At 70.7% G+C, this 25,019-nt stretch carries 21 protein-coding genes and 1 pseudogene; 14 read left to right on the forward strand and 8 right to left on the reverse strand.

All coding sequences use genetic code 11. The annotated features are described in order from the left end of the window. Positions 1 to 158: 158 nt before the first annotated feature. From ACIBA9_RS10770 to ACIBA9_RS10790, 5 genes are all read right to left on the reverse strand, one after another. Positions 159 to 1,202: an ABC transporter ATP-binding protein gene (locus ACIBA9_RS10770; RefSeq protein ID WP_399361681.1), complete on the reverse strand. Its 1,044-nt coding sequence runs from the start codon at positions 1,200 to 1,202 to the stop codon at positions 159 to 161. Positions 1,203 to 1,228: 26 nt separating this feature from the next. Next, positions 1,229 to 2,266 (reverse strand): ABC transporter ATP-binding protein, encoded by a 1,038-nt coding sequence (locus ACIBA9_RS10775; protein ID WP_399361683.1) that lies wholly within the window; start codon positions 2,264 to 2,266, stop codon positions 1,229 to 1,231. Positions 2,267 to 2,336: 70 nt separating this feature from the next. After that, complete coding sequence (locus tag ACIBA9_RS10780; RefSeq protein ID WP_362165171.1) at positions 2,337 to 3,317, reverse strand: ABC transporter permease; 981 nt, start codon at positions 3,315 to 3,317, stop codon at positions 2,337 to 2,339. A 96-nt stretch (positions 3,318 to 3,413) separates the two neighbouring features. Beyond that, positions 3,414 to 5,171 carry an ABC transporter substrate-binding protein gene (locus ACIBA9_RS10785; RefSeq protein WP_399361685.1) on the reverse strand — a complete coding sequence of 586 codons (1,758 nt, stop codon included), beginning with the start codon at positions 5,169 to 5,171 and terminating at the stop codon, positions 3,414 to 3,416. An 82-nt stretch (positions 5,172 to 5,253) separates the two neighbouring features. Beyond that, a complete protein-coding gene (locus ACIBA9_RS10790) occupies positions 5,254 to 6,282 on the reverse strand; it encodes an ABC transporter permease (RefSeq protein ID WP_399361687.1) in 1,029 nt (342 codons plus the stop codon). Between the two features lie 471 nt (positions 6,283 to 6,753). Here ACIBA9_RS10790 and ACIBA9_RS10795 point away from each other — a divergent pair, with 471 nt between their 5' ends. Genes ACIBA9_RS10795 through ACIBA9_RS10815 form a run of 5 tightly spaced genes read left to right on the forward strand, consistent with a single transcriptional unit; the run spans position 6,754 to position 12,329 of the window. Beyond that, complete coding sequence (locus ACIBA9_RS10795) at positions 6,754 to 8,376, forward strand: ABC transporter substrate-binding protein (protein ID WP_399361689.1); 1,623 nt, start codon at positions 6,754 to 6,756, stop codon at positions 8,374 to 8,376. A gap of 5 nt (positions 8,377 to 8,381) precedes the next feature. Next, the gene (locus ACIBA9_RS10800; protein WP_362165181.1) at positions 8,382 to 9,305 is read left to right on the forward strand and encodes an ABC transporter permease; all 924 of its coding nucleotides are present in this window, start codon (positions 8,382 to 8,384) and stop codon (positions 9,303 to 9,305) included. After that, positions 9,298 to 10,287: an ABC transporter permease gene (locus ACIBA9_RS10805; protein ID WP_362165183.1), complete on the forward strand. Its 990-nt coding sequence runs from the start codon at positions 9,298 to 9,300 to the stop codon at positions 10,285 to 10,287. Before ACIBA9_RS10800 ends, ACIBA9_RS10805 begins: the two co-directional genes overlap by 8 nt. A gap of 7 nt (positions 10,288 to 10,294) precedes the next feature. Next, positions 10,295 to 11,278, forward strand: coding sequence for an ABC transporter ATP-binding protein (locus ACIBA9_RS10810; RefSeq protein ID WP_399361691.1), 984 nt, complete (start codon positions 10,295 to 10,297; stop codon positions 11,276 to 11,278). Then, the gene (locus tag ACIBA9_RS10815) at positions 11,262 to 12,329 is read left to right on the forward strand and encodes an ABC transporter ATP-binding protein (protein WP_399361693.1); all 1,068 of its coding nucleotides are present in this window, start codon (positions 11,262 to 11,264) and stop codon (positions 12,327 to 12,329) included. Before ACIBA9_RS10810 ends, ACIBA9_RS10815 begins: the two co-directional genes overlap by 17 nt. Positions 12,330 to 12,439: 110 nt before the next feature. Here ACIBA9_RS10815 and ACIBA9_RS10820 read toward each other — a convergent pair. Then, positions 12,440 to 14,573 (reverse strand): annotated as a pseudogene (locus tag ACIBA9_RS10820) (alpha/beta fold hydrolase). Positions 14,574 to 14,737: 164 nt separating this feature from the next. Between ACIBA9_RS10820 and ACIBA9_RS10825 the strand changes: the two are divergent. The 8 genes from ACIBA9_RS10825 to ACIBA9_RS10860 all read left to right on the forward strand — a co-directional run bounded on the left by ACIBA9_RS10825 (position 14,738) and on the right by ACIBA9_RS10860 (position 22,523). Further along, entirely contained in the window at positions 14,738 to 14,932 is a 195-nt protein-coding gene (locus ACIBA9_RS10825; protein WP_020942059.1) for a hypothetical protein, read from the forward strand. A gap of 58 nt (positions 14,933 to 14,990) precedes the next feature. Continuing rightward, the gene (gene mshB / locus ACIBA9_RS10830) at positions 14,991 to 15,851 is read left to right on the forward strand and encodes an N-acetyl-1-D-myo-inositol-2-amino-2-deoxy-alpha-D-glucopyranoside deacetylase (RefSeq protein ID WP_399361695.1); all 861 of its coding nucleotides are present in this window, start codon (positions 14,991 to 14,993) and stop codon (positions 15,849 to 15,851) included. Then, positions 15,848 to 16,264: a DUF6113 family protein gene (locus ACIBA9_RS10835; RefSeq protein ID WP_362165197.1), complete on the forward strand. Its 417-nt coding sequence runs from the start codon at positions 15,848 to 15,850 to the stop codon at positions 16,262 to 16,264. The genes mshB and ACIBA9_RS10835 overlap by 4 nt, the downstream gene beginning before the upstream one ends. 197 nt (positions 16,265 to 16,461) lie before the next feature. Further along, positions 16,462 to 18,915: a hypothetical protein gene (locus tag ACIBA9_RS10840; RefSeq protein WP_399361697.1), complete on the forward strand. Its 2,454-nt coding sequence runs from the start codon at positions 16,462 to 16,464 to the stop codon at positions 18,913 to 18,915. 131 nt (positions 18,916 to 19,046) lie between these two features. Beyond that, entirely contained in the window at positions 19,047 to 19,976 is a 930-nt protein-coding gene (locus ACIBA9_RS10845; protein WP_399361699.1) for an ABC transporter ATP-binding protein, read from the forward strand. Further along, on the forward strand, positions 19,973 to 20,713 hold the full coding sequence (locus ACIBA9_RS10850; protein WP_399361701.1) for an ABC transporter permease: 741 nt from the start codon (positions 19,973 to 19,975) through the stop codon (positions 20,711 to 20,713). Before ACIBA9_RS10845 ends, ACIBA9_RS10850 begins: the two co-directional genes overlap by 4 nt. 5 nt (positions 20,714 to 20,718) lie before the next feature. After that, positions 20,719 to 21,912: a sensor histidine kinase gene (locus ACIBA9_RS10855; RefSeq protein ID WP_399362104.1), complete on the forward strand. Its 1,194-nt coding sequence runs from the start codon at positions 20,719 to 20,721 to the stop codon at positions 21,910 to 21,912. Continuing rightward, positions 21,909 to 22,523, forward strand: coding sequence for a response regulator transcription factor (locus ACIBA9_RS10860; RefSeq protein ID WP_362165206.1), 615 nt, complete (start codon positions 21,909 to 21,911; stop codon positions 22,521 to 22,523). The genes ACIBA9_RS10855 and ACIBA9_RS10860 overlap by 4 nt, the downstream gene beginning before the upstream one ends. 26 nt (positions 22,524 to 22,549) lie before the next feature. Here ACIBA9_RS10860 and ACIBA9_RS10865 read toward each other — a convergent pair whose 3' ends face one another. Both ACIBA9_RS10865 and ACIBA9_RS10870 read right to left on the reverse strand, forming a co-directional pair. Continuing rightward, positions 22,550 to 23,416, reverse strand: a complete 867-nt coding sequence (locus ACIBA9_RS10865; protein ID WP_399362105.1) for a tetratricopeptide repeat protein — start codon at positions 23,414 to 23,416, stop codon at positions 22,550 to 22,552. 29 nt (positions 23,417 to 23,445) lie between these two features. After that, positions 23,446 to 24,480 carry a GNAT family N-acetyltransferase gene (locus ACIBA9_RS10870; protein WP_399362107.1) on the reverse strand — a complete coding sequence of 345 codons (1,035 nt, stop codon included), beginning with the start codon at positions 24,478 to 24,480 and terminating at the stop codon, positions 23,446 to 23,448. 140 nt (positions 24,481 to 24,620) lie between these two features. On the opposite strand from ACIBA9_RS10870, the gene fdxA reads away from it, so the two are divergent. Next, positions 24,621 to 24,941: a ferredoxin gene (gene fdxA / locus ACIBA9_RS10875; RefSeq protein WP_030746389.1), complete on the forward strand. Its 321-nt coding sequence runs from the start codon at positions 24,621 to 24,623 to the stop codon at positions 24,939 to 24,941. Positions 24,942 to 25,019: the final 78 nt, after the last annotated feature.

The following is a 25,019-nucleotide window of genomic DNA, read 5'->3' on the forward strand; positions in this document are numbered from 1 at the left end:
GTTGCGCGGGCGGTGCTTTCGCCTGCGGCAGGACATACCGAAGGCCCGCGTCCAGCAGGACGCGGGCCTTCGATCCCTGGAGCGGACGTTCATGGGCTCGGGTCAATGGGCCGGGAAAGTCCGTTCCGCGAGGGGGCGGCCGACGGAAAAGGGGTGTGTCAGGCCGCCGCCTCGGGGTCCTTGGTGAGACGGGGAGCCGGGACGGTCTCCGCCGTCTCCGGGTAGTGGCACGCCGTCAGGTGGCCGGGCTTGTTGCCCTCCACCTGCACCAGCGGGGGAGCCTCCGTCGCGCACTTCTCCGTCGCCTTCCAGCAGCGGGTGCGGAAGCGGCAGCCGGAGGGCGGGTTGATCGGCGAGGGCACGTCACCCTTGAGCCGGATGCGCTCGCGCGGCTCCTCGTCCACCGTGGCCTCGGGCACCGCGGACAGCAGGGCGCGGGTGTAGGGGTGGCGCGGGTTGCCGTAGAGGTCCTCGCGGTCGGCGATCTCCACGATCTTGCCCAGGTACATGACGGCCACGCGCTGCGAGAAGTGCCGCACGATCGCGAGGTCGTGCGCGATGAACACGAATGCGATGCCGAGTTCCCGCTGCACCTTCTGCAGCAGGTTGACGACCTGGGCCTGGATGGAGACGTCGAGCGCGGAGACCGGTTCGTCGGCGACGATGAGCTTCGGCTCCAGGGCGAGCGCCCGGGCGACGCCGATGCGCTGGCGCTGACCGCCGGAGAACTCGTGCGGGAAGCGGTTGTAGTGCTCCGGATTGAGACCGACGATCTCCAGCAGCTCCCGCACGCGTGCCTCGCGGCCGCCGGCGGGGTTGATGTCGTTGATCTCCATCGGACCCGAGATGATCTTGCCGACCGTCTGCCGCGGGTTCAGCGAGGCGTAGGGGTCCTGGAAGATCATCTGGATCTCGGAGCGGATCGGTGCGAGCTGCTTGCGGCCCGCGTGGGTGATGTCCTGGCCGCGGTAGACGACCTTGCCGGCGGTCGGCTCCATCAGCCGGGTGATCAGCCGGCCCGTGGTCGACTTGCCGCAGCCCGACTCGCCGACCAGGCCCAGGGCCTCGCCCTCGCCCACCTGGAAGTCCAGCCCGTCCACGGCCTGCACGGCGCCGACGGTACGGCGGATGGGGAAGCCACCCTTGATCGGGAAGTGCTTGGTCAGCCCGGAGACGTCCAGGAGGGGGTTCGTGTTGCTCATGATCTTGAAGTCCCGTCTCGTGTCCGTCAGTGGTGCCGGGTTGTGGCGAAGTCCGCGAAGAGTTCCCGCTTCTGCTCCGAGGTGAGGTGGCAGGCGGAGCCACGGCCCTCGACCACCTCCAGCAACGGCCTCTCGGTGGAGCACAGGCCGCCCGAGACCTTCTCGGCGAACGCGCACCGCGGGTGGAAGCGGCAGCCGGTCGGCGGGTTGAGCAGCGAGGGCGGCGAACCGGGGATGGGCGTCAGCGGTACGTCCACCGGCCCGGTCAGGCTCGGCATGGAGTTGAGCAGGCCCACGGTGTAGGGGTGCTGTGGGTCGCGCAGCACCTCCTGCTTGGTGCCGCGCTCCACGCAGCGGCCGCCGTACATCACCAGCACGTCGTCCGCGATGTCGGCGATGACGCCGAGGTCGTGGGTGATGAAGATGATCGCGGTGCCGAACTCCTGCTGGAGGTCCTTGAGCAGGTCCATGATCTGGGCCTGCACGGTCACGTCCAGGGCGGTCGTCGGCTCGTCCGCGACCAGCAGCTCGGGGTCGCAGACCAGCGCCATCGCGATCATCGCGCGCTGGCGCATACCGCCGGAGAACTGGTGCGGGTAGTCGTCGACCCGCATGTCCGGCTGCGGGATGCCGACCCGGCGCAACATCTCGATGGCCCGCTTGCGGGCCTCGGACTTGGAGCAGCCCGTGTGCTTGCGGTAGGTCTCGCCGATCTGCGTGCCGATCGTGTGGTACGGCGAGAGCGAGGCCAGCGCGTCCTGGAAGATCATGGACATCTTGTTGCCGCGCAGCCGCTCCAGCTCCCGCTCGGTCGCGGTGAGCAGCTCCTTGCCGTCCAGGAGGATCTCGCCCTCGATCGCGGTGCGATCACGGTCGTGCAGACCCAGGATGGTCAGGTTGGTGACGGACTTGCCGGAGCCCGACTCGCCCACGATGCCCAGCGTCTGGCCCTTGACCAGGTCGAAGCTGAGCCCGTCGACGGCCTTGACGATGCCGTCCTCGGTGGAGAAGTGGACCTTGAGGTCCTTGATGGAGAGGAACGGCTGCTGATCGGTGCTCGTCACGGGGACGCTCCTGGGGGGTGATGCGAGGTCGCCGGGTGGGGCGGTGGGATGGACACGGCGGGGCGGAGGGTCAGGCGAGCCGGATCCGCGGGTCGATGAGGGCGTAGACGGCGTCGACGACGATGTTGAAGACGACGATCGCGCCGGCGGACAGCAGGGTGACGCCGAGCACCATGGGCAGGTCGCTCTTGTTCACGGCGTCCACCGCGAGCCGGCCGACACCCTGGAGGCTGAAGACGGTCTCGGTGATCATGGCACCGCCGATGAGCGTGCCGAGGTCGATGCCGAAGATGGTGACGATCGGGCCCATCGCGCCGCGCCAGGCGAACCGGAAGAAGACGTTACGGCGGGACAGACCCTTGGCGCGAGCCGTGCGGACGTAGTCCTCGGTGAGCGTCTCGGCCAGCTGGGAGCGCGTCATACGGGTGTAGTTGGCGGTCCAGATGAGCGCCAGCACCAGCCACGGCAGCAGCAGGCCGGAGGCCCAGCTCGCCGGGTTCTCGGTGATCGGCGTGTACGACGGGTTGTCCAGGATGCCGAGCTTCGAGACCAGGAAGTACATCGCGATGTAGCCGACGAAGTAGATCTGCAGCGAGGAGGCGACCAGCGAGGTGGAACTGGCCAGCTTGTCCTGCCACTTGCCCTGCTTGACGGCGGCGATCATGCCGGCGCCGACACCGATGATGAGGAAGACGACCGCGGAGCCGAACGCGAGCGACAGGGTCAGCGGAAGCCGGTCCATGATCGTGCCGAGCACGGGCTCACGGTTGGCGAACGAGTACCCGAGGCAGGGCGCGGCGCAGTTTCCGAAGTCACCGTAGCTGCGCCCGACGAAGATGCCCTTGATCCAGTACCAGTACTGGACCGGGACCGGGTGGTCGATGCCCAGGTTGTGCCGGACCTGCGCGAGCATGTCGGGCGTGCAGTTCTTGCCGCAGGACATCATGGCGGGGTCACGCGGGATGGCGTAGAAGAGCCAGAAGGTGACGGCGCTGATGACCAGGAGGATGACCAGCGCGCCGAACATTCGGCGGACAAGGAAGCGGAACATGGGGCGTGACTTTCCGGACGGGGCGCCGTCGCCGGGTGCAGGGGGGTGGGCCGGAGGGGGCGGCCGGATCGTGACCGCCCCCGAAGGTTCGAGCGCTTACTTCTTGGCGTACAGCTTGCAGAGCGCGACGCAGGTGTTGCCGGCGTCGTACACCACGTTGCCGACCTTGGATCCGTACATCCAGTTGCGGATGGAGTGGTAGTCCGGAACCACCGCGGCCAGTTCCATGACCTGGCGGTCGATGGCGCCCCAGGCCTTGTTGGCGGCGTCGACGTCGGCGATCTTGGACGCGGCGTCGATCGCCTTGTTCACGCTCGGGTCGTTCAGCTGCGCGTAGTTGCTGCGGCCGTCACCGATGTTCTTGCCACTCCAGCAGGGGTAGAAGACGGAGTAGCCGTTCGGCCAGTCCGGGCTCCAGCCGGCGGCGAACAGGTCGTACTCGTTGTCGACCTTGCCGATCTGCGTGTAGAAGGTCGACTTGTCGACCTGCTTGTTGACGACCTGGAAGCCGGCCGCCTCCAGGGCGTTCTTGATCTGGACGGCCTGCTTCACGGCGTTGTCCGAGTGCTGGTAGGCGATGACCAGCTTCTGGCCGAGCTTGCCGGCCTCCTTCAGCAGGGCCTTGGCCTTGACCGGGTCGCCGGCGGGCTTCTTGTCCGTCCCGTAGAGGTCGAACTTCTGGTAGCCGGGGGTGACCGGGCTGAGGATGGTGGTGGCCAGCTCGCTGGTGGCCTTGCCGCCGCGGATGGTCTGCAGCTGCTGGTGCGGCCACGCCCAGTTGATGGCCTGGCGGACCTTGACGTCCTTGATCCGGGTGGTGTTGATCGGCCAGTAGTAGGTGACCGTGTCGACCTGGGTCAGGACGCGCTGCTTCAGCTTGGCGTTGGTGAGGACCTGCGCGGTGCGCTCGGGAGCGACCTCGTTGAAGATCGACATCGCGTACTGGTCGTTGCCCTTGTCGGCGACGTAGCGGTCGGTCGAGGCGATGGGCTCGAAGCCGAACTGGAAGACGAACTTGTCCGGGTAGGCGTTGCGGATCGGGTCCGTCTTCGCGTCCCAGTGCTCGTTGCGCACGTAGGTCATCGACTTGCCGACGCTACGGCTGTCGATCTTGTACGGGCCGAGGGCGAACGGCCGCTTGTCGTACTTCTCCTTGGTGTCGTGCTTCTTGTTCACCAGGGAGTAGCCCGGCATGGCGAGCGTGTAGTTGAAGTCGGCGCGCGGCTCGGTGAGGTGGAAGGTGATGGTCTTCCCGGACACCTCGAGCGAGTCGATGTGCTTGCCGTCGTAGGGGCCCTTGTACTTGTCGCCGCCGACCAGCCACTGCTGGACGTAGCGGGGACCCTCGGTGACGAAGGAGGCGAAGAGGCGCTCGTAGGTGTGGCGGACGTCGTCGATGGTGAGGTCGGACCCGTCCTCCCACTTGATGCCGTCCTTGATCGTGAACGACCAGGTCTTGCCGCCGTTCTTCATGGTGCCGCCGTCGGTGGCGACGTCACCGACGAGGGTCGCGCCGCCCTTGTCGTCGACCTTGTAGCCGGTCAGACCGCGCAGGATCGGACGGGTGATGGCGCCCTCGGTCGAGACGTAGATCTGGGCCGGGTCCAGGTGGTCCATGTCGAACTGGTCGAGCGAGTAGATCGTCCCGCCCTTGACCGCGCCCGGGACCTCGGGGGCCGGGCCCGTCGAGTCGGCCTTGGTGCCGACCGGGATGTTCATGGTCTTGGCCTTGCTGACCGACGGGATGTTGTTGTCGGACGAGCCCTTGTCGCCGCTGCTGCAGGCACTCAGCACGGTGGTGGAGGCCGCGGCCACACCGGTGGCGATCAGGAAGTTTCTACGAGAAAAGGACATGCTGAGCCTGCCTAAAGGGGTCAATTGAGACGGGCGGGAACCAGCCGGACGTCATCGAACCGGGCCGGGTGGAACGGAAGTGCTACCGCTTCGACTTCGGGTCGAGTGCGTCGCGCACGGAGTCGCCGAGCAGGTTGAAGGCGAGGACGAAGACCACCATCGAGACGCCCGGGAAGAGCATGAAGGTGATGTCCTGGGAGTAGAACTGGGACCCCCGGGCGATCATCACACCCCAGTCCGGGGTCGGGTCGCTGATGCCGACGCCGAGGAAGGACAGGCCCGCCTCCGCCGTCACGAATGCCGGCAGCATCAGAGTGGCCTGGATGATGATCGGTGTCCACAGGTTCGGAAGCAGCTCCTTGAACACGATGCGCATCGGCGACGCGCCCGTGACCTTGGCCGCCTCGACGAACTCGCGCTCACGCAGGCCGAGTACCTGACCGCGCAGGAGGCGGGCTATGGACGCCCAGCCGAAGGCCGCCAGCACGATGATCATGGAGGTGGCGATCAGCCCGGTCGGGACGTTGTCGGTGCCGGCCACGAAGAGGCCGTAGACGACCGGCATGAAGGCGATGAAGAACAGGGTGGACGGGAACGACAGCAGGATGTCGATGATCCGGCCGATGAGGTAGTCGGTCTTGCCGCCCAGATAGCCCGCCGTGACGCCGATCACGACACCAAGGAGCATGGTGAGGACCGTCGCGGCCAGGGCGATGCCCAGCGAGTTGCGGATGGCGTACAGCAGGAACGTGAAGACGTCCCGGCCGAGTTGCGGCTCGACGCCGAACCAGAAGTCCGAGCTGATGCCGCCGTTGGAACCCGCGGGGTACGAGAAGGCGTCGAGCAGGTTCGGGTCCTGGCTGGCGTAGGTGGTGTAGGGGTCCTTGCCGTACAGCTTCGCTATCAGCGGAGCCGCGATCGCGATCACGAAAAAGAAGATCACGACATAGGCGGATATGACACCCGTCTTGTCGCGCTTGAAGCGCTTCCAGGCAAGCCGTCCCGGAGAGCGGCCTTCACTGCCCTTGGAGGCGCCCGGGACGGCCGACTTCTCGACGGTCTCGTCGGTCACCTCAAGCGGGACAGCCGCAGATGGAGTTGGGGTGGTCATGGTGCTCCTGGCCCAAGGGAGGGTCTGATGACTCCGCAGGGCGCTCCCCTACGGGCTACGCCGGACTTTTTCAACGCAATTCATTCAAGGTCAATAAATTCTCGACCGCCTTGGTTGCCTCTTTACCTTCTTTACTCCAGCTTGACTGATTCGTAGCTACGCGGGTAGCGCCCTGTAATCAATCCGTGCTTCACATCGGACCAACTGGACTAATCGGTCAATGAGTTCGATATGCGGACGGTGGAGTGTCGAAATGCGTACATCGGAACGTCGCAATCCAACGTTTCGGCATCGTTACGTGAAGATCTATTGCGCTCGTGGCGCATGATCATCAAGGCGTCGGCCGGGGGATGACTGCATTCGGATGACGTGTCCCCCTAAAGGCCCCTCAAACGGGCGGTGGGCCTGCGGTGTGCGCGGTATGGGTCGATATTGGCCGGTACTGGATCATGCTCTTCGAGGAGGCACGCCATGCGTGGAAGCGCGCACGCCAGGTGGGCCGTCTGCGTGGCCGGCGCGGCGCTCCTGGCCACCGCCTGCGGGGGCGGCACCGGCGTCATCGGCGGCCCGGGAACGCTCACCTCCTCCTGGGGCGACCCGCAGAACCCCCTGGAGCCCGCCAACACCAACGAGGTCCAGGGCGGCAAGGTGCTCGACATGATCTTCCGGGGCCTGAAGAAGTACGACCCGAGGACGGGCAAGGCCCAGAACTGGCTCGCCCGGTCCATCGACACCGACGACTCCCGCCACTTCACCGTCAGGATCAAGGACGGCTGGACCTTCTCCAACGGAGAGAAGGTGACCGCCCGCTCCTTCGTGGACGCCTGGAACTACGGGGCGAGCCTGAAGAACAACCAGAAGAACGCGTACTTCTTCGGCTACATCGACGGGTACGACAAGATCCACCCCGCCGGGGGCCGGCAGAGCGCCGACACCCTGGCCGGGCTGAGGGTGGTGGACGACCACACCTTCACCGTCCGGCTCAACCAGACCTTCTCCAGCTTCCCCGACACCCTCGGCTACGCCGCCTTCGCCCCGCTCCCCAGGGCCTTCTTCACCGACCACGCGGCCTGGGTGAGCAGGCCGGTCGGTAACGGCCCCTACCGCATCCGCTCCTACGCCAAGGGTTCCGCGATGTCCCTGGAGAAGTGGGACGCCTACCCCGGCCCCGACCGCGCCCGCAACCAGGGGGTGAGCCTGCTGGTCTACACCGACAGCAACACCGCGTACACCGACGTGCTGGCCGGCAACCTCGACCTGGTCGACGACGTGCCCGCCACCCAGCTCAAGAACGTCGCCACCGACCTCGACGGCCGCTACATCAACACCCCGGCCGGCATCCTGCAGACCCTCGCCTTCCCCTACTACGACCCGAAGTGGAACACCGCCGGCGCCCGCAAGGTGCGCACGGGGCTGTCCATGGCGATCAACCGCGCCCAGATCACCAAGACCCTCTTCCGCGGCACCCGCACCCCGGCCACCGACTGGACCTCGCCGGTCCTCGGCAAGGAGGGCGGCTTCCAGGCCGGACTGTGCGGTCACGCCTGCGACTACGACCCCGTGCGGGCGAAGCGGCTCATCGAGGAGGGCGGCGGGATCCCCGGCGGCCGACTGAAGATCACCTACAACGCGGACACCGGCTCGCACAAGCAGTGGGTGGACGCCGTGTGCAACTCCATTAACAACGCCCTCGGCAACGGCAAGGCCTGCGTCGGCAACCCCATCGGCACCTTCGCCGACTTCCGCAACCAGATCTCCCAGCACAAGATGCCGGGTCCCTTCCGGGCCGGATGGCAGATGGACTACCCGTTGATCCAGAACTTCCTCCAGCCGCTGTACTACACGAACGCCTCCTCCAACGACGGCAAGTGGTCCGACAAGCGGTTCGACCGGCTCGTCGACCGGGCCAACGCCGAGACCGACGCCGCCAAGGCCGTACCCCTCTTCCAGCAGGCCGAGGGCGTGGTCCGGGACAACATGGCCGCCATCCCGCTCTGGTACCAGAACGGCAGCGCCGGCTACTCCGCGCGGCTCTCGCAGGTGGCGCTCAACCCCTTCAGCGTTCCGGTCTACAACGAGATCAAGGTCGGCTGACCGGCATGGGGCGCTATGTCGTCCGGCGGCTGCTGCAGATGGTCCCGGTGTTCATCGGGGCCACCCTGCTGATCTTCGTCATGGTGAACGTGATGGGCGACCCCATCGCCGGCCTGTGCGGGGAGCGGGCCTGCGATCCGGCGACCGCCGCCCAGCTGAAGCGGGAGTTCGGCCTCGACAAGCCGCTGTGGCAGCAGTACCTGACCTACATGGGGAACGTCTTCACCGGTGACTTCGGGACGGCGTTCAACGGGCAGCCGGTCACCGAGCTGATGGCGTCGGCGTTCCCCGTCACCATCCGGCTGACCGTCGTGGCCGTCCTCCTGGAGATCGTCATCGGCATCACGCTCGGGGTGGTGACCGGCCTGCGGCGCGGGCGGCCCGTCGACACCGGGGTGCTGCTCGCCACCCTGGTCGTGATCTCGGTGCCCACGTTCGTCACCGGCCTGCTGCTCCAGCTGCTGCTGGGCGTGCGGTGGGGCTGGATCAAACCGTCCGTCTCCCCGTACGCCACCTTCGGTGAGCTGATCGTGCCCGGCCTGGTCCTCGCCTCCGTCTCGCTCGCCTACGTCACCCGGCTCACCCGCACCTCCATCGCGGAGAACAAGCGGTCCGACTACGTGCGCACGGCGATCGCCAAGGGCCTGCCCCGGCACCGGGTCGTCACCCGGCACCTGCTGCGCAACTCCCTGATCCCGGTGGTCACCTTCATCGGCACCGACATCGGCGCGCTGATGGGCGGCGCGATCGTCACCGAGCGGATCTTCAACATCCACGGCGTCGGCTACCAGCTCTACCAGGGCATCCTGCGGCAGAACACCCAGACGGTCGTCGGCTTCGTGACCGTCCTGGTGCTGGTCTTCCTGGTCGCCAACCTGCTCGTGGACCTGCTCTACGCCGTACTCGACCCGAGGATCCGCTATGCCTGAGCAGTCGTACGAGCCCGAGGGCGCGATCGCCGGCACCGGCATGGGCGGCGCGATGGACCTGGCGGCCGGCGAGGCGGCCAGCCTGCAGCGGGCACCGGGGGCGCCGGGGGCTCCGCAGGGCGGCGAACCCCAGGGCAAGGCGCGTTCCCTGTGGTCCGACGCCTGGCGCGACCTGTGCCGCAACCCGGTCTTCATCGTCTCGGCGCTGGTCATCTGCTTCCTGGTCTTCGTCTCCCTGTGGCCCTCGGCCATCGCCTCCGGGGACCCCCTGAGCTGCGACCTGGCCAAGGCCCAGGAGGGCCCCGGCCCCGGCGCCCCGTTCGGGTACGACGGGCAGGGCTGCAACGTCTACACGCGCACCGTCTACGGCGCCCGTACCTCGGTGACGGTCGGCGTCCTGGCCACGCTCGGGGTGGCCGTCCTCGGATCCGTCCTCGGCGGACTCGCGGGCTACTTCGGCGGGATCTGGGACGCGGTGCTGTCCCGCGTCACCGACGTCTTCTTCGCCATCCCCGTCGTCCTCGGCGGTCTCGTCCTCCTCTCGGTGGTGACCAGCAATACGGTCTGGCCGGTCATCGGGTTCATGGTGTTGCTGGGCTGGCCGCAGATCTCCCGCATCGCGCGCGGCGCGGTCATCACCGCCAAGCACAACGACTACGTCCAGGCGGCCCGTGCCCTCGGCGCCTCCGACTCCCGCATCCTGCTGCGTCACATCGCCCCGAACGCCGTGGCTCCCGTGATCGTCGTGGCGACCATCGCGCTGGGTACCTACATCGCCCTGGAGGCGACCCTGTCCTACCTCGGCGTCGGCCTCAAACCGCCCAGCGTCTCCTGGGGCATCGACATCTCCGCCGCCTCCCCCTACATCCGCAACGCCCCGCACGCCCTGCTGTGGCCCTCGGGAGCGCTGGCGCTGACGGTGCTGGCCTTCATCATGCTCGGCGACGCCGTGCGCGACGCCCTCGACCCGAAGCTGAGGTGATGGTGCGGTGCTGCTCGAAGTCCAGGATCTGCACGTGGAGTTCCGTACCCGGGACGGCGTCGCCCATGCCGTCAACGGAGTGAGTTACGCCGTCGACGCCGGGGAGACGCTCGCGGTGCTGGGGGAGTCCGGCTCGGGCAAGTCGGTGACCGCGCAGGCCGTGATGGGGATCCTGGACACGCCGCCCGGCCGGATCTCCGGCGGCCGGATCCTCTTCCAGGGGCGGGACCTGCTCACGCTGAAGGAGGACGAGCGGCGCGCGATCCGGGGCGCCGGGATGGCGATGATCTTCCAGGACGCGCTGTCGGCCCTCAACCCCGTGCTCTGCGTGGGGGACCAGCTCGGCGAGATGTTCGTCGTGCACCGGGGCATGTCACGCAAGGACGCGCGGGCCCGGGCCGTCGAGCTGATGGACCGGGTGCGCATCCCGGGCGCCGCCCAGCGGGTGCGGGACTACCCCCACCAGTTCTCCGGCGGTATGCGCCAGCGCATCATGATCGCCATGGCGCTGGCCCTGGAGCCGGCCCTCGTCATCGCCGACGAGCCCACCACCGCCCTGGACGTCACCGTGCAGGCCCAGGTCATGGACCTGCTGGCTCAGTTGCGCCACGAGTACCGCATGGGGCTGATCCTGATCACCCACGACCTGGGCGTCGTCGCGGACGTCGCCGACCGGATCGCGGTGATGTACGCCGGGAAGATCGTCGAGTCCGCGCCCGTGCACGACATCTACAAGGCGCCGGCCCACCCCTACACGCGCGGCCTGCTGGACTCCATCCCGCGCCTGGACCGCAAGGGGCAGGAGCTGTACGCCATCAAGGGCCTCCCGCCGAACCTGACGCACATCCCGCCGGGCTGCTCCTTCCATCCGCGCTGCCCGATGGCCCGGGACGTCTGCCGCACCGACGAGCCCGCGCTGTACGAGGTGTCCGGGGAGCGGGGCAGCGCCTGCCACTTCTGGAGGGAGTGCCTGCATGGCCACGACCAGTGAGCCGATCCTGGACGTCACCGGCCTCGTCAAGCACTATCCGCTCACGCGGGGGATCCTGTTCCGGAGACAGATCGGCGCGGTGAAGGCGGTCGACGGCGTCGACTTCACGCTCGGCAAGGGCGAGACGCTGGGCATCGTCGGGGAGTCGGGCTGCGGCAAGTCCACGGTCGCGAAACTGCTGTGCAACCTGGAGCGCCCGACGGCCGGGGCGATCCGGTTCAAGGGCGAGGACATCACCCGTCTGTCCGGCCGTGCGCTGAAGGCCGTGCGCCGCAACATCCAGATGGTCTTCCAGGACCCGTACACCTCGCTCAACCCCCGGATGACCGTCGGGGACATCATCGGGGAGCCGTACGACATCCATCCCGAGGTCGCGCCCAAGGGCGACCGGCGGCGCAGGGTCCGGGAACTGCTGGACGTGGTGGGCCTCAACCCCGAGTACGTCAACCGCTATCCGCACCAGTTCTCCGGCGGCCAGCGCCAGCGCATCGGCATCGCGCGCGGGCTGGCGCTGCGCCCGGAGGTCATCGTCGCCGACGAGCCCGTCTCCGCCCTGGACGTCTCGGTCCAGGCCCAGGTGATCAACCTGCTGGACCGGCTGCAGTCGGAGTTCGACCTCTCCTACGTCTTCATCGCGCACGACCTGTCGATCGTCCGGCACATCTCGGACCGGGTCGCGGTCATGTACCTGGGCCGGATCGTGGAGACCGGGCGGGACGCCGAGATCTACGACCACCCCACGCACCCCTACACCCAGGCGCTGCTGTCGGCGGTTCCGGTCCCCGACCCCGTGGCCCGCGAGCAGCGCGAGCGGATCATCCTCACCGGTGACGTGCCCTCGCCGACGAACGTCCCCTCCGGCTGCCGCTTCCGCACCCGCTGCTGGAAGGCGCGGGAGCGCTGCGCCCGGGAGGTCCCGGCCCTCGCGGTGCCCGCCGTCTTCCGGGAGACCACCTCGCCCGCGGCCCACGACTCGGCCTGCCACTTCGCGCAGGAGATGGCCGTCGTGGCGCCGGAGGATCCCGGCGGGCACGGCAACGGGCCGGGATGACATGGCGCATCCCGGCCCGTTCACGGCACCCGCACGGCCGTACGGCGTTCAGCCTGCCGCGTCCGTATATCGGTGCCGCTTCGGTGAAGTTGCCCGCGTGTTAACGGGGTTCACCCGGATTCGCCCCTGTTCGCCAGGGCCCGCCGGAGGAAGTCCACCTGGAGCAGCAGCAGGTTCTCGGCGACCGTCTCCTGCGGGGTCATGTGGGTCACCCCGGACAGCGGCAGGACCTCGTGCGGGCGGCCCGCGGCCAGCAGGGCGGAGGACAGCCGCAGGGAGTGGGCGACGACCACGTTGTCGTCCGCCAGGCCATGGATGATCATCATCGGGCGGTGTGGCTCGGCCGGGTCGACCAGGCCCTCGTCGTCGATCAGGGAGTTGCGGCGGTACACCTCCGGCCGCTCGTCCGGAAGCCCCAGATAGCGCTCCTGGTAGTGGGTGTCGTACAGCCGCAGATCGGTGACGGGCGCGCCGACCACCGCCGCGTGGAAGACGTCCGGGCGGCGCAGCGCCGCGAGCGCGGCCAGGTAGCCGCCGAAGGACCAGCCCCGCATGGCCACCCGGCCCAGGTCCAGCGGGAACCGCTCGGCGAGGGCGTGCAGCGCGTCGACCTGGTCCTGCAGTACGACGGCCGCCACCTCGTCCCGGATCTCCTTCTCCCAGGCGGGCGAGCGGCCCGGGGTGCCGCGGCCGTCGGCGACGATCACCGCGAAACCCTGGTCGGCGAACCACTGCGAGGTCAGATGGGCGTTGTGCGCGGCGACGACGCGCTGTCCGTGCGGCCCGCCGTAGGGGTCCATGAGCACCGGCAGGGGAGTGTCGCCGTGGTAGTCCCGTGGCATAAGCACGGCGCACGGAATTCGGCGTGCGCCCCCCTCTGTCAGGGTCACCCGCACAGGCATGCCCGGATCATCGGCATATGACCGGACAGTGGCCACCGGTTTTCCGTCACACATCACCTGGACACGGGCGCCCGGCCTGTCCAGGTTCGCGGACACCAGCACGGTCACCGACCCGGCCCGCGCCGCCGTGTGCACCCCGGGCTCCCGCGACACGCGCTCCACGCCCAGTTCGTTCACCCGGTACACATGGACCTCGCCGATCTCCGGCGTCTGGGCCTCCGCCCCCGACGAGGCGGAAACCAGTACGTCGTCCGCGCCTACGTCCAGGACCGCGCGCACGTGCAACTGCCCCCTGGTCAACGGTCGTTCGCCGACCGCCAGGACCCGCGCGCCGCCCTCGTCCGCGATCCGGACGAGCTGCCCGGAGGGGCTCCAGCAGGGCACGCCGGGGAAAAGTTCAAGCCATGTTGGATCTTCGTCGGCGTGCACCATCCGGGTCGCGCCCGTGTCCGGGTCCACCCGCCAGGAACAACTGGCTGCGCTGATCGCGCGCCTGGACGAGCAGCAGCGGTGCGCCCGCCGCTGACCAGTGCACACGGGCCAGGTAGGGATAGCGGGCCCGGTCCCACGCGACCTCCGTGCGCCCCCCGTCGAGCCCGATCACGAACAGCCGTACGTCCGCGTTAGGCGTGCCCGCGGCGGGGTACGCGACACTGCTCGGCTCCCGCCCGGGCTGGGACGGGTCCGCGATCCACCACCGCCGCACCGGCGTGTCGTCCACCCGCGCCACGAGCAGCCGGCCGGAGTCCGGAGCCCACCAGAACCCCCGCGAGCGGCCCATCTCCTCGGCCGCGATGAACTCCGCCAGGCCGTAGGTGACGTTCGGGGACTCGGGTTCCGCCAGCGCCCGGTCGTCGGCACCCTCGGCGCCCACCACCCGCAGGGCACCCCCCGCGACATACGCGACGTGCCGTCCGTCCGGGGCGGGACGCGGGTCGATCACCGGCCCCCGGACGCGGATCTCCCGTGCCGCGCCACCCCGCAACCCGACCGTGAAAAGCCGACCTGACAAGGTGAAAGACGCCAACTCCACTGCCGCGTCGGTGGCATAGCCGACGATGCCGGCACCGCCCTCCCGGCTGCGCTCGCGACGCGCCCGCTCCTGCGGCGAGAGCTGTTCGGCGGCGCCGTCCAGAAGGGCCCGGGGGTCGGCCGCCAGGCGCTCCCCACCGTCCGGAAGGTCCAGCACCCACAGGGAGTTGGCCCGGTCGGTGCCGGAGCCCGAACGCAGGAACGTGACACGGGAACCGTCGGGCGCCACGGTGAACGCGCGCGGCGCGCCGAGCGTGAACCGCTGGGTCCTGGCGTGCCGACGGGGGAAGGAGTCAGCCTCGGTCGTCATACCCCGACCATATTGGCCATGCGCCCCCTTGTGCGGCCGTGCGCCGAGCGATGCGCGAGCACGGATAGTTATGATCACTACCGCTGCGTGGGTATGAACCTGCCGGCGTCCGCATGGGATTGCTCAACTGATCTGGATCTCACGATCTTTGGAGGTGAGCCGCCGTGGCACTCTCGATTTCGGCGGTGGTGCTGCTGGCGATCATCGTCTTCCTGCTGATCAAGAAGTCGGGGCTGAAGGGCGGTCACGCGGTCATCTGCATGTTGCTCGGCTTCTACCTCGCCTCCTCGACCGTCGCGCCCACGATCAGCGAGCTGACGACGAACGTCGCCAGCATGATCGGCAGCATCAAGTTCTGACGGCGCCCGCCGGGTCACGCGGCGGGGCCCCGCACCGGCGACCTCGTAGGGTGGTGCCATGACGGAACTGCCAGCCCGGCGTCTGCTGCTGGTGCACGCGCACCCGGACGACGAGTCGATCAACAACGGCGCGACCATGGCCAGGTATGCGGCCGAGGGTGTCCATGTGACCCTGGTCACCTGCACCCTCGGGGAGCGCGGCGAGGTCATCCCGCCGGAGCTGCGGGGTCTGACCGGCCCCGCGCTCGGCGCGCACCGGCGCGGCGAGCTGGCCGCCGCCGTGCGCGAGCTGGGCGTGAGCGACGCCCGGCTGCTCGGCGGGGCGGGCCGCTACGGCGACTCCGGGATGATGGGCGCCCCCGACAACGACGACCCCGGCTGCTTCTGGCGGGCCGACGTGGACGAGGCCGCCGGCCACCTCGTCGAGGTCATCCTGGAGGTCCGCCCCCAGGTCCTCGTCACCTACGACGACGACGGCGGCTACGGCCACCCGGACCACATCCAGGCCCACCGGGTCGCCATGCGCGCCGTCGACCTCGCGGCCGAGCGGGGCCACCGCGTCGCCAAGGTCTACTGGAACCGCGTCCCGCGCTCCGTCGCCGAGGCCGCCTTCGCCCGCCTCCAGGACGAGCTGCCCGTCCTGCCGTTCGACAAGAGCGCGGTCGTGGACGACGTACCGGGCGTCGTGGACGACGAGCGGATCACCACCACCGTCGACGGCGGCGCGCACGCCGCGGCCAAGGCCGCCGCGATGCGCGCCCACGCCACCCAGATCGAGGTGGCCGAGCCGTACTTCGCGCTCTCCAACGAACTCGCCCAGCCGCTGTTCACCACCGAGTACTACGAGTTGGTGCGCGGGCCCGGACAGCCCGGGGAGAGCGACCTGTTCGCCGGTCTCGACGCGGGGGAGGGCGCATGAGCGGCGCCGGACACGGCTCCCCGCTCGCCCAGCCGCTGCGGCGCCCTCCGATCGGCCGGGTGGCCGCCTACGCGGGCCTCTTCCTGCTCGGCGCGCTCGCCGGACTCGCCGGGGCCCTCGTCCAGCCCGCCTGGTTCCCCGGCGGGCTGCTGCTCGCCCTCGCCGGCGCGGCCGGACTGTTCCGCGGCGGGGCGTATGCCACCGGCGGCCGGGGCGGGGCGGTGGCACCCGCGGCCGGCTGGATCATCGCCGTCATCCTGCTCACCACCCCGCGCCCCGAAGGCGACTTCCTCTTCGGCGCCGGAGGCGGATCGTATCTCTTCCTGCTCGGCGGCATGGCCCTGGCTGTGATCTGCGCCACCCTTGGTGCCGGGAGGCAACCCGAGGGCGTCTCCGCCCGACTTGGGAAGTGACGTACCACTTCGCGATACGGCGCGCGTGCGAGTCCGGTGTGGGTTTCCGCAGCGGTCATGGGATAAGCGCCAGAAGTGGCCAGTATGGTGGTGCGCGCCGCCGAGCCTCCCCCAAGCTCTCGACTTCGCTCGGGTCGGGGCGACCTTGGAGCCACGAGGGTCGTAACGGGCGGTGGAGCCAACTGGGAGAACCTGCCTTGAGTCGTGAAACTGACACTCCGTCCTCCGGGCCCGACGGGCGCGGCGGAGCCGCATACCCGTCCGGTACGCCGCCGTACGGGACCCCCATGGCTACCGACGGCGCTACGGGTGCGGGCCGTTCGGGCTCGCAGCCGGAGGACAAGAAGACCGAGACCACGCTGACGACCCGGATCCGGATCAACATCCCCGGATCGCGGCCCATCCCGCCGGTCGTCGTGCGCAAGCCCGTCGGGGACACCGACGGCGCCGGCATCCCGGCGCCGGCCGCCGAACCGCGGCCCGCCGAGCGGAGCACCGCCGGCCCCGCGGAGCCCCAGGCCCCCGCCGAGCCCGCGTCCCCGGCCGAGGAGAAGACCAGCGACTGGTTCGCGCCCCGCAAGTCCGGCTCCGGCAAGGGCGGTCCGGCCGGCGGCGGCACGAACGGAGCCGGGTCCCCCGGCGGTTCGGCCCCTGCCGGTGCCCCGGACGCCCGTTCGGGTGGTCCGGGAGCGTCCGGTGCGGCCGGTACCACCGGCGCACGCTCGGGCCCCGGCCGTCCCGGCGGTGTGGTCGGCTCCATGAGCGCGCCGGGCGCCCCCCGCTCCGGCGGTACCAACGGCAAGGGCCTGTCCGGCGCCACCGGCGGCCCCGTCGCCCCGGGCCACGGCGGCGGCACCGGTTCCTTCGACGTGACCGAGGCGCTGACCGCCGGCCCCCTCGGCGCCCGCCCCGGCGCGAGCGGCGGCGGCGAGGCGCGCCGCGACAACCTGCCCTACTTCGCGGAGAACGGCGGCGACGGGCTCCCCGGCGCGAGCGCGGACGCCCGGGACGGCCTCGGCGGTTCGGGCCCGCAGGCCCAGGACTGCTTCGGCGCCGGCGCGGCCGGCCACGACGGCTACGGCGCGGGCGCGGACGGGCGCGGTGGCCCCGGTGGCCCCGGTGGTCCCAGTGGCTTCAACGGGCCCGGTGGCCCCGGCGGCCTGAGCGGCCCCGGCGGTCCGCAGGGACCCGCCGGTCCCACCGGCGGCCCGGTCACCGGCGACGGCACCCTGCTCCCGCCGGCCGGCGGCTTCCGCCCGGGCACCGGCGAACCCTTCTCCGGTCCCGGCGGCCCGCTCGGCGCGGGAGGGGTGGCAGGCGCGGCCGGTACGGGCGGCTACGGCACCCCCGGCGGCCCGAACACCCCGGCCGCCCGCAGCGCCCTCGCCGATCTCGGCGCCCCCGCCGTACCCGGTGGCCCCGCGTCCGGTCCCGCGGGCGGTCCCGCGGGGCGCGTGCCCGGGGGCGGGCTCAGCGACGACACCGCGATCCTCACCCCGCAGAAGCCGGCCGACCCGAGCACGCCCGGCTACCGCTCCCCGGCCGCCGACAACGTCTCCGGACAGACCGTCACCAGTGGTATCCCGGTCGTTCCCGGCGCCGGCTCCGGCCCGTTCGGCGCCGCCGGACAGCCCGGCGGCCCGGCGACGCGGCCGGCTCCCACGACCGGATCCCCGGCCGCGCCCAAGGCGGCGGGCAAGCCGAAGAAGAAGGGCCGCAGCAAACTCGTCCTGCTCGTCGCGGCCGCGGTCGTCGTCGCGGGCGGTGCCTACGGCGCCGGACTGCTGATGAACCGCACCGACGTCCCCAAGGGCACCACGGTCCTCGGTGTCGACATCGGCGGCGGTACCCGCGACGACGCCGTCAAGAAGCTCGACGACGCCTTCGGCGGCCGGACCGGCAAGCCGCTCAAGCTGTCCGTGGGCGGCAGGACCGTCACGGTCACGCCGGAGAACGCAGGGCTGCAGTTCGACTTCCAGGCCACGGTGAGCCAGGCCGCGAAGAGCGACTACAACCCCGTGCACGTCGTCGGCTCCCTCTTCGGCGAGAAGCGCGTCGTCCAGCCGGTCATGCCGGTGGACGAGGAGAAGCTGCAGGCCGCCCTCCGGCAGGCCGGCGGCGGCTCCGGCTCCGTCACGGACGGCACCATCAGGTTCGAGCGCGGCAAGGCCGTCGCCGTCTACGGCAGGCCGGGCAAGGCCATCGACGCGGGCCGGTCGACCCAGGCCGTCGAACAGGCCTACCGCGCGCTGGTGGAGAAGGGCGCGGCCGCCCCGGTCACCGTGCCGACGACGACCAGGCAGCCGACGGTCTCGAACGCCGAGGTCGACCGGATGATGAAGTCGTTCGCGCAGCCGGCGATGTCCGGCCGGGTGACCGTGCAGACGGACGCGTCCCACTCGGTGCCGATGAGCCCCCAGAACTCGCTGTGGAAGTTCCTGAGGGTGACCGCGGTCAACGGCAAGCTGGTCGACCAGCCCGACCTGGCCGCCCTCCAGCGGCTGTACGGCCAGGCCTTCGACGGCGTGCTGATCACCCGCGGCAACGGCAAGAAGACGGCCGTCACCCCGCAGGACGTGTACGCCGCCCTGCGCCAGGCCCTCATGAGCCGGACGAACCGGGTCGCGGTCATCGCCACGAACCCGAGCTAGACCGCCGACGGGGGCGCCCTCGCGGCGCCCCCGTCCGGGGGCCGTCACCCGATCCGCATGACATCTGTCATCCGGTGCTCAGGACCGGCGACACTGCCGGGCCCTGGGCCTTACCGGCCAGCATGGTCCCCATGACGACGACAGCGGCACCGGTCACCACCACCCCGGTGGTCGGATTCGATCAGGTGACCAAGACATACGGCGGCAACCGGGCCGTCGACGGACTCTCGCTCCGACTGCACCCGGGCGAGACCGTCGCCCTCCTCGGCCCGAACGGGGCCGGCAAGTCCACCACCCTCGACCTGCTCCTCGGGCTCAAGCAGCCCGACAGCGGCCGGGTGAGCCTCTTCGGCGGCGGCCCGCGCGAGGCGATCGTCGCCGGCCGGGTCGGAGCCATGCTCCAGAGCGGCGGCCTGATGGACGAGGTCACCGTCGCCGAACTGGTGAAGCTGGCCTGCTCCCTGCACCCCAAGGCGTACAAGGCCACGGACGTGCTGGCCCGCGCGGGCATCACGCAGATCGCGGACCGCAAGGTGAACAAGCTCTCCGGCGGCCAGGCCCAGCGCGTCCGCTTCGCCCTCGCCACCGTCGGCGACAGCGACCTGATCATCCTGGACGAGCCCACCACCGGCATGGACGTCTCCGCCCGCCAGGCCTTCTGGGCCACCATGCGCGAGCAGGCCGACCAGGGCCGTACGGTCCTGTTCGCCACCCACTACCTCGAAGAGGCCGACGCCATCGCCGACCGGGTCCTGGTGCTGCACCGGGGCCGGCTGCTGGCCGACGGCACCGCCGCCGAGATCAAGGCCAAGGCCGGTGCCCGCCGGGTCTCCTTCGATCTGGAGGGGCCGATCGACGAGGCCGCCCTGCGCGCCCTGCCGTTCCTCACCACCGTGGACGTCTCCGGCCAGACCGTCCGCATCCAGTCGTCCGACGCCGACGCCACCGTCCACGCCCTGTACGGCCTCGGCCTCTACCCCCGCAACCTCGAAGTCGCCGGCCTCGGCCTGGAGCAGGCCTTCGTCGCCATCACGGAGGCCGAGGAGGCCAAGCAGTCATGAACTCGCTGATCAAGCTCGAACTGGCGCGCGCCCTGCGCAACAAGAAGTTCCTGTTCTTCTCCGTGTGCTATCCGGCGATGCTCTTCCTGATCTTCGCGGGCAGCGCCGGCGCCGACCAGAAGGTCGACGGCACCGGCCTGACCGTCGCCACCTACCTGATGGTCTCCATGGCCTCCTTCGGCGCCCTGACCGCCGTTCTGATGGGCAACAGCGAACGCATCGCCAAGGAGCGCGAGAGCGGCTGGGTACGGCAGCTGCGGCTGACCCCGCTGCCCGGCCGCGGTTACGTCCTCGCCAAGACCGCCAGCGCCGCCGTGGTGAGCCTGCCCTCCATCGTCGTGGTGTTCCTCGCCGCCGCAGTCGTCAAGGACATCCGCCTCGACGCCTGGCAGTGGCTCGCCCTCACGGGGGTCATCTGGGCCGGCAGCCTGGTCTTCGCCGCGCTCGGCGTCGCCATCGGCTACCTCGCCTCCGGGGACGCGGTCCGCCCGATCACGATGATCGTCTACTTCGGTCTGTCCATCCTCGGCGGTCTGTGGATGCCGTCCACCACCTTCCCGCAGTTCTTGCAGGACATCGCGAAGTGGCTGCCCACGCACGCGTACGCTGCCCTGGGACGGGCCATCGAACAGAGCCAGGCCCCGCACGCGACGGACGTCGCCCTCCTCGCCGTCTACTTCGTCCTCTTCGCGGGCGGCGCCGCCTGGCTGTACCGGAAGGACACGCTGAAGGCGTGAGCACCATGACGCAAGACGCGCGAGCCGGCGAGAAGTGCCGGGAGCCGCAGGTGCGGATCGGCCAGGGGCCCCGCAACCGGCGCGAGCTGATGGCCAAGGTGTTGTGGATCGGCGTCTGGCTGGTCTTCCTCAGCGCCCCGATCCGCGATCTCGTCTCGGGCCGGCACTCCACCGGCGCCACGGTCGCCGGCGCGCTCGGCCTCACCGCCTTCGTCGCCGTCTACCTGGCGCTGGTCTTCCGCAACATGGGCCGGCCCTTCTCACCGCGGTTCGTCGTCTCGCTGCTCGCCGTCCTGGCCGTGCTGGCCCCCGCCCTCGCCTACGGCCTGGGGGCCCACTGGACCGGACTCTTCGTCTACCTCTCGGTGGCCTGCGGGTCGACCCTGCCGGTCCGGGCCGCGTACTGGGCGATCCCGGCGACGGCCGGCGTGATGGTCCTCGTCGGACTGCACACCGGCGAGGACCAGATCGACAACGACCTGCTGCTCGTCGTGCTCATCGGATTCGCGATGGTCGGCGTGGGCCAGCTCATCCGCACCATGGGCGAGCTGCGCAAGGCCCGGGCCACCGTCGCCCAGCTCGCCGCCAACGAGGAGCGCCTGCGCCTCGCCCGGGACCTGCACGACCTGCTCGGTCACTCGCTCTCCCTGATCACGCTGAAGAGCGAGCTGGCCGGCCGGATGCTGCCCGACCAGCCCGAGAAGGCCGCCCAGCAGGTCGCCGACATCGAACAGGTCAGCCGGCAGGCCCTGGTGGACGTCCGGGAGGCCGTCACCGGCTATCGGCGCCCCCGGCTCGCCGCCGAACTCGCGGGCGCGCAGGTCGCCCTGACCGCCGCGGGCGTCACCGCCGAGGTGCCCGCCGAGCCCGACCTCGACGGAGTCCCCGAGGAGGCCGAGGCCGCGCTCGCCTGGGCGCTGCGCGAGGCGATCACCAACGTGGTCCGGCACAGCGGGGCCGAGCGCTGTCTGATCCAGCTCACCCACCGCCAGACCCTGGACGGCCCGGTCCTCGAACTCGGCGTCGAGGACAACGGCTCCGGTGGCTCCGGCAAGGGCCCCGGCAACGGCCTGACCGGCCTGACGGAGCGTCTGGAGAAGGCCGGCGGAGCGCTGGAGGCGGGCCGGGTCAAGCACGGGTTCCGGCTGGTCGCCCGCGTGCCCACGAGATCCCCGGGGGACGTAGGATCCGGGGCATGACGAGCTCGATCAGGGTCCTGCTGGCGGAGGACCAGTCGATGGTCCGCGAGGCGCTGGCCGCCCTGCTCGGTCTGGAGGACGACATCGAGGTCGTCGCCCAGGTGGCGCGCGGCGACGAGGTGCTGGCGGCCGTCGGCGCGCACGACGTGGACGTGGCGCTGCTCGACATCGAGATGCCGGGCTGCACCGGCATCGAGGCGGCGGCCCAGGTGCACCGGGCGCACCCGGGGGTCGCACTGGTCGTCCTCACCACCTTCGGCCGGCCCGGCTATCTGCGCAGCGCCATGGAGGCGGGCGCCGACGCGTTCCTGGTCAAGGACGCCCCGGCCGCCCAGCTCGCGGAGGCGATCCGCAAGGTGCTCGCCGGCGAGCGGGTCATCGACCCCACGCTCGCCGCCGCCGCGCTCGCCGGGGGCGCCAATCCGCTCACCGAACGCGAACGCGAGGTGCTCCGCGCGGCGGCCGACGGCTCCACCAACGCCGAACTGGCCAAGGCCCTCCACCTCTCCCAGGGGACGGTCCGCAACTACCTCTCCACGGCCATCCAGAAGCTGGCGGTGCGCAACCGGGCGGAGGCGGTGCGCACCGCCCGGGAGAAGGGGTGGCTCTGACCCCCCGGTGACACCGCGCGCCTGCCTCAGTTGAGCATCGCCCGCGCGATGTGGGCCTGTTGGCGCACCTTGCGGGCGGCCGGCTCGTCGATGACCTCGATCAACTCGGCGTAGGCGGTCAGTTCCTCGGCGCCCGACACGAACTCGCCGCGCTGGACGAGGAGTTGACCCCGCTCGTAGCGCAGTCTGGCCGGGTGCGAGGGCACCAGCAGCGCCAGCTCCACCGCGCGCAGGGCGACATCGGACCACTCGGGCCGGGCCGCGGCCCAGGCCCGGATGTTGTTCAGGACGCGCTGGACGACCTCCAGCGGCGGCGCGGGCTCCAGCATCGAGGCGTCCAGCGGCGAACCCGTGGACCCCGCCACCAGCAACTCCGCGTCCGCACCGGTCAGTACGCGCCCCGCGTCGAACGGATCGGCGAGCACCTGTTCCTGAGCCGCGCCGAACCCGATGACGAAATGCCCCGGCAGCGCGACCCCGTACACCGGGGCGCCCGCCCGGCGCGCTACCTCCAGCCACACCACCGACAGCAGGATCGGCAGCCCGCGCCGGCTCCGCAGCACCTCGTGCAGCAGCGAGGACTCGAGCCGCTGGTAGTCGGCCGGGGTCCCGTGGAACCCGTACCGGGCGCCCAGCAGCCGTCGTACGGCCTCGGCCCAGGCGCGCGGGCCGCCGGGACGGTACGGCAACTCGCCCGCCAGCCGGTCCAGCTCCAGCTGCGCGGCGTCGATGCCGGCCTCGTCCAGCGAGCCGTCCGCCTCCGCGCCGATCAGCAGGCACAGCGCCGACAGGTCCGGCCGCTCGGCGCGGGCCTCCTCGGCGAACCGCCGCCGCAGCTCGGCGGACCGCTCCGGCGGGGGCGGGTACGGGGGCGGCAGATACGGGTGGCCCATGTCTTGCTCTTGCCCTTCCACGGTGCTTCCTACGACGGTCCGGGCGAGCGGCGCGCGGCGTCGGGGGTGTCCCCCGGGTCCCGGTAGTGGTGGTAGGCGTGATGCGGGGCGAAGCCCAGCGCGGCGTAGAGCCCGCGCGCGCCCTCGTTGTCCGTCTCGACCTGCAGCCAGGCCGCCGAGGCCCCCTCGTCCAGCGCCCGCCGGGCCAGCGCGGCCATCACCTCGGTGGCGAGCCCCTGTCGCCGCCGGCCGGGATCCACCTCGACCGCCGCGAACCCGGCCCACCGCCCGTCCACGACACACCGCCCGATCGCCGCCGGAGGCTCACCCTCCGCGCCGGGCACGGACGCGAACCACACCGACGGGCCGCCGCCGAGCACCCTCAGGGCCATCTCGCTCACCCCTTTGCGCTGGTACCGCGCGAGCCACGACTCGTCCGCCGTCCGGTCCAGGACCACCTGCGCGCCCTCCGCCCGGTCCGCGACCGGCGCCAGGGCCCCGGTCCACAGCTCGGCGGTGACCTCCCGCACCCAGCCGCGCCGCTCCAGCTCCGCGCACAGCAGCTCCTGCGCGCCCTCGGCGCCGGTGGCGGCCTGCACATAGGCGGGCAGTCCACGCTCGCCGTACCAGCGTCGTACGACCGCCAGGGCCGCGTCGAGCGGAAGGCCGGGATCGCCGAGCGGCAGCACACTGTTGGCGCGCCGCGTGAACCCGCCGGACGCCCGCAGCTCCCACTCGCCGAGCCGCTCGCTCTCCACCGGCCGCCACCCGCGCGCCGCGATCCGCGTGAGCTCCGCACAGCTCGCCGCGGGCCCCCGCCGACGGGCCGGAGCCGCGGGTACGACCTTGCCCGCCACCAGGGCGGCTTCCGCGATGCGGACACTTTGGCCGTCCCGGCGTGTGATCATGAGCACGGCGTCGTCCCATGATGTGAGAACACCGACCGTGTCGGTGAACTTCTCCTGCGACGCACCGGGGTCGCTCAAACACCGTACCGACACCCGTTTTCCCACGTCATCAGGGGTGATGCGGACTTCCAGACGTCCTGCGGCCGAGATTTCCACCAGACAGTTCACCCCTCCTGTTCGGATCATGCTCCGGAACGGAGATACTAGGGGCGGGCATCGACGACGCCGCGCTCCCGCGCGCCGGGCGGCGGAGCCTGAGGAGGCCCGCCAGCGCCCTATCGAGGAGGAACGACAGCGTGACCTACGTCATCGCGCAGCCTTGTGTCGACGTCAAGGACAAGGCGTGCATCGAAGAGTGCCCGGTCGACTGCATCTACGAGGGCCAGCGGTCCTTGTACATCCACCCGGACGAATGCGTCGACTGTGGTGCCTGTGAGCCGGTCTGCCCGGTCGAGGCGATCTTCTACGAGGACGACACTCCCGAGGAGTGGAAGGACTACTACAAGGCGAACGTCGAGTTCTTCGACGAGCTGGGGTCTCCCGGCGGTGCCAGCAAGCTGGGGCTGATCGAGCGCGACCACCCCTTCGTCGCCGCGCTGCCGCCGCAGGGCGAGTGACCGTTTAAGCACCAAGCGGCCCGCCCCACGCGCCGCCTCGGTCCCGTACGGCCCGATCGCCCGATCGACGCCGTACGG

This window comes from Streptomyces sp. NPDC051452, from assembly GCF_044454765.1.
Lineage (GTDB): Bacteria > Actinomycetota > Actinomycetes > Streptomycetales > Streptomycetaceae > Streptomyces.

Bases quoted from the DNA above. Each gene is read 5' to 3' on its own strand.
- ACIBA9_RS10855 (WP_399362104.1), top strand. From the start codon at position 20,719: ATGACGCAAGACGCGCGAGCCGGCGAGAAGTGCCGGGAGCCGCAGGTG.
- ACIBA9_RS10805 (WP_362165183.1), top strand. From the start codon at position 9,298: ATGCCTGAGCAGTCGTACGAGCCCGAGGGCGCGATCGCCGGCACCGGC.
- ACIBA9_RS10850 (WP_399361701.1), top strand. From the start codon at position 19,973: ATGAACTCGCTGATCAAGCTCGAACTGGCGCGCGCCCTGCGCAACAAG.
- ACIBA9_RS10770 (WP_399361681.1), bottom strand. From the start codon at position 1,202: ATGAGCAACACGAACCCCCTCCTGGACGTCTCCGGGCTGACCAAGCAC.
- ACIBA9_RS10865 (WP_399362105.1), bottom strand. From the start codon at position 23,416: ATGGGCCACCCGTATCTGCCGCCCCCGTACCCGCCCCCGCCGGAGCGG.
- ACIBA9_RS10845 (WP_399361699.1), top strand. From the start codon at position 19,047: ATGACGACGACAGCGGCACCGGTCACCACCACCCCGGTGGTCGGATTC.
- ACIBA9_RS10835 (WP_362165197.1), top strand. From the start codon at position 15,848: ATGAGCGGCGCCGGACACGGCTCCCCGCTCGCCCAGCCGCTGCGGCGC.
- ACIBA9_RS10795 (WP_399361689.1), top strand. From the start codon at position 6,754: ATGCGTGGAAGCGCGCACGCCAGGTGGGCCGTCTGCGTGGCCGGCGCG.
- ACIBA9_RS10785 (WP_399361685.1), bottom strand. From the start codon at position 5,171: ATGTCCTTTTCTCGTAGAAACTTCCTGATCGCCACCGGTGTGGCCGCG.
- mshB (WP_399361695.1), top strand. From the start codon at position 14,991: ATGACGGAACTGCCAGCCCGGCGTCTGCTGCTGGTGCACGCGCACCCG.
- ACIBA9_RS10800 (WP_362165181.1), top strand. From the start codon at position 8,382: ATGGGGCGCTATGTCGTCCGGCGGCTGCTGCAGATGGTCCCGGTGTTC.
- ACIBA9_RS10815 (WP_399361693.1), top strand. From the start codon at position 11,262: ATGGCCACGACCAGTGAGCCGATCCTGGACGTCACCGGCCTCGTCAAG.
- ACIBA9_RS10780 (WP_362165171.1), bottom strand. From the start codon at position 3,317: ATGTTCCGCTTCCTTGTCCGCCGAATGTTCGGCGCGCTGGTCATCCTC.
- ACIBA9_RS10790 (WP_399361687.1), bottom strand. From the start codon at position 6,282: ATGACCACCCCAACTCCATCTGCGGCTGTCCCGCTTGAGGTGACCGAC.
- ACIBA9_RS10860 (WP_362165206.1), top strand. From the start codon at position 21,909: ATGACGAGCTCGATCAGGGTCCTGCTGGCGGAGGACCAGTCGATGGTC.